Raw genomic sequence first — 2,667 nt, 5'->3', positions numbered from 1 at the left:
GCCAACGCTGGACATGAAGCAGGACACCTGGCTGCGTGCTAGCGGCCATGCCAATCTCCCTGTAGGCGGACACGTACTTCCCTGCTGACGGTCGGTTGATCTCCCTGTCCGTGGCCAAGGGATCGGGCCGTGTCGGTCCCGCGAAAAGCGCCCCTCCGGGGATGTGCTCGAGGTCTTCGACCACCTATGAGCGCTGTTCCACCGGAGGGACGCATGAAGAAGTCTGACAGGGAGATCATGGAAATTCTCGAGGCATACGACGCCACTGAAAGTGCGCACTCCGCCGCGCAGCTGGCGGGTGTGGATCCCAAGACCGTGCGGCGGTACGTCGCCGCTCGTGACCAGGGGCGTCCGGTGACCGGCGCGGGCCGCCGTCCGCGGATGCTCGATGAGCACATGCCCAAGATCGAGGAGTGGGTCGAGCGCGGCAACGGCAAGGTCCGCGCCGATATCGTCCACGAACGGCTGGTGGCGATGGGGTTCACCGGGACCGAGCGCACGACCAGGCGGGCGGTGGCGCAGGTCAAGGCCGCGTGGCGGGCCGGGCATCAGCGCACCTACCGGCCGTGGATCACCGAGCCGGGCCTGTGGCTGCAGTTCGACTGGGGCGAAGGGCCGAAGGTCCCCGGCCCGGACGGGGTCCTGCGCTCGACGTTGCTGTTCTGCGCCTGGTTGGCGTGGTCCCGCTTCCGGGTGGTGATCCCGGTGTGGGACCAGAAATTGCCCACGCTGATCGCTTGCCTGGATGCGACCCTGCGCCGCGTGGGCGGGGTGCCGACCTACGTGCTGACCGACAACGCCAAGACGGTCAGCGTGGATCACGTCGCCGGTGTGCCGGTGCGTCATCCGCAGATCGTCCAGGCCGCACGTCACTACGGCACCCAGGTGCACACCTGTGTGCCGTTCGATCCGGAGTCCAAGGGCGGCACCGAGTCCACCGTCCGGTTGGCTAAGGCCGATGTGGTGCCCACCGAGGCGAACCTGCGGGAGCAGTACGGCTCGTTCGCCGAGCTCGAGGCAGCATGCGAGCAGTTCTGCGCCAAGGTCAACTCCCGTAAGCATCGTGAATCGGCAAGGGTCCCGAATGAGGCGCTGATCGATGAACGTCGTCGTCTGCATGTACTGCCGGCGGCGCCGCACACCATGGCGCTGGGCCAGACCCGCACCGTGGGCACCGATCAGACCATCCGGTTCGGGTCGGTGCGTTACTCCACCCCGCCGGGACTGGTCGGCGCTGAGGTGTGGGTCCGCGCCGACGGCATGGACCTGGTCATCGTCGCCGACCTCGACCGGCTGCCCGTGGCCCCGGACTGGGTCGCCGATCGGCGGGGACTGTGCGAGGTGGCGCGGCACCACTTGTCCACCCCGGGCACGCCGCGCATCGATCTGGGCCACTACCCCAATCACCCGCAGGAGCCCGACGGGGCACCGCGCCCACCCCGGCCCAAGGCTCGCTCCCAGGCCGAGAAGGAGTTCCTGGCCTTGGGCGATGGAGCCCAGTCCTGGTTGATCGAGGCCTCCGCCGCCGGGACCTCGCGGATCCGGGCCAAGATGGTCGACGCCGTCGAGCTGGCCGCCCTGGTCGGTGCCGACGACGTGGACGAAGCACTGGGGATTGCTGCCGCGGCCGGACGGTTCGCCGACGGCGACGTCGCAGCGATCGTCCGGCACCTGGCCACCGGCGCGACCGGTGCGGACCTGGTCATCGCCGACGAAGCCCACTCCGCTCAGCCTGGGACAGGAGCCTGGGCCGGCTTCGGCACCCGAAAGGACACCGGCCGATGAGCACACCGACCACCACGCCGGCGGTGCCACTGCCCGAGGACCTGACCTCGGTACTCAAACGAATGCGCATGCCCTACCTGCGGGCCGCCGCCCCCGAGGTCCTGGCCACCGCCCGGGCCCAACGCTGGGACCCCACCGAACTGCTGCGGGTCCTGCTCGCCGAGGAGATCCGCGGACGAGACGAGGCCACCAAAGCCGCCCGCCGCAAGGCGGCCGGACTCCCCGCCGGCAAGACGTTCGACTCCTGGCGCGAAGCCGACTCCTCCATCCCCGCGCCGACCCAGTCAGCGCTCGCCGGACTGGAATGGGTGCACCGAGCCGAGAACCTCGCCATCAGTGGCCCCTCAGGCACCGGAAAGACGCACTTCGTCGAGGCCCTGGCCCACAACGTCATCGACGCCGGCATGCGGGTCTCCTGGTTCACCCTCGAATCGCTGACTGAAGCCCTGGCACGCGCCAACGTGGACGGCTCCGCCGGCAAAGTCATCGCCCGCATCACCCGCGCCGAGCTCATCGTCGTCGACGACATCGGGATGCTGCCCGCGGGTCAAGCCGCCGCAGAGGCGTTCTACCGCCTGGTCGATGCCACCTACGAACGCCGCAGCCTGGCGGTCACCAGCAACCTGCACCCCGCGGGATTCGACACCTTCATGCCCAAAACCCTGGCCACCGCCGCCGTGGACCGACTCCTGCACCACGCCCACGTCATCATCACCGAGGGCACCTCCCTCCGGCTCGCCGAAGCCACCGCCGGCAAGGGGGTGGTCCCATTGCACTAACCGACCACCAGGGAGATGAACTGACCGCGCACAGGGAGATCAGCTGTCCGCGAGCAGGGAGATGAACTGACCGCCCACAGGGAGATCCCAATGTCCCTTGACA

The 2,667-nt window shown here is 69.0% G+C and carries 3 protein-coding genes; 2 read left to right on the top strand and 1 reads right to left on the bottom strand.

Annotated features, from left to right (window positions below; genetic code table 11):
* Positions 1-184: hypothetical protein (locus AYO52_RS18755; RefSeq protein ID WP_216635341.1), on the bottom strand; the 184-nt coding region annotated here is incomplete at its 3' end.
* A gap of 29 nt (positions 185-213) precedes the next feature.
* Between AYO52_RS18755 and istA the strand changes: the two genes are divergently transcribed.
* Positions 214-1,785: an IS21 family transposase gene (gene istA, locus AYO52_RS15255; protein ID WP_172812184.1), complete on the top strand. Its 1,572-nt coding sequence runs from the start codon at positions 214-216 to the stop codon at positions 1,783-1,785.
* On the top strand, positions 1,782-2,564 hold the full coding sequence (istB, locus tag AYO52_RS15250) for an IS21-like element helper ATPase IstB (protein ID WP_067719230.1): 783 nt from the start codon (positions 1,782-1,784) through the stop codon (positions 2,562-2,564). The genes istA and istB overlap by 4 nt, the downstream gene beginning before the upstream one ends.
* Positions 2,565-2,667 lie beyond the last annotated feature (103 nt).

This window comes from Dietzia sp. 111N12-1, assembly GCF_001658045.1.
GTDB lineage: Bacteria > Actinomycetota > Actinomycetes > Mycobacteriales > Mycobacteriaceae > Dietzia > Dietzia kunjamensis.
This window is presented reverse-complemented; position numbering and strand designations above follow the sequence as displayed.

Excerpts from the sequence above, each read along its gene's own strand:
- istA (WP_172812184.1), top strand. The coding sequence starts at position 214 with ATGAAGAAGTCTGACAGGGAGATCATGGAAATTCTCGAGGCATACGAC.
- istB (WP_067719230.1), top strand. The coding sequence starts at position 1,782 with ATGAGCACACCGACCACCACGCCGGCGGTGCCACTGCCCGAGGACCTG.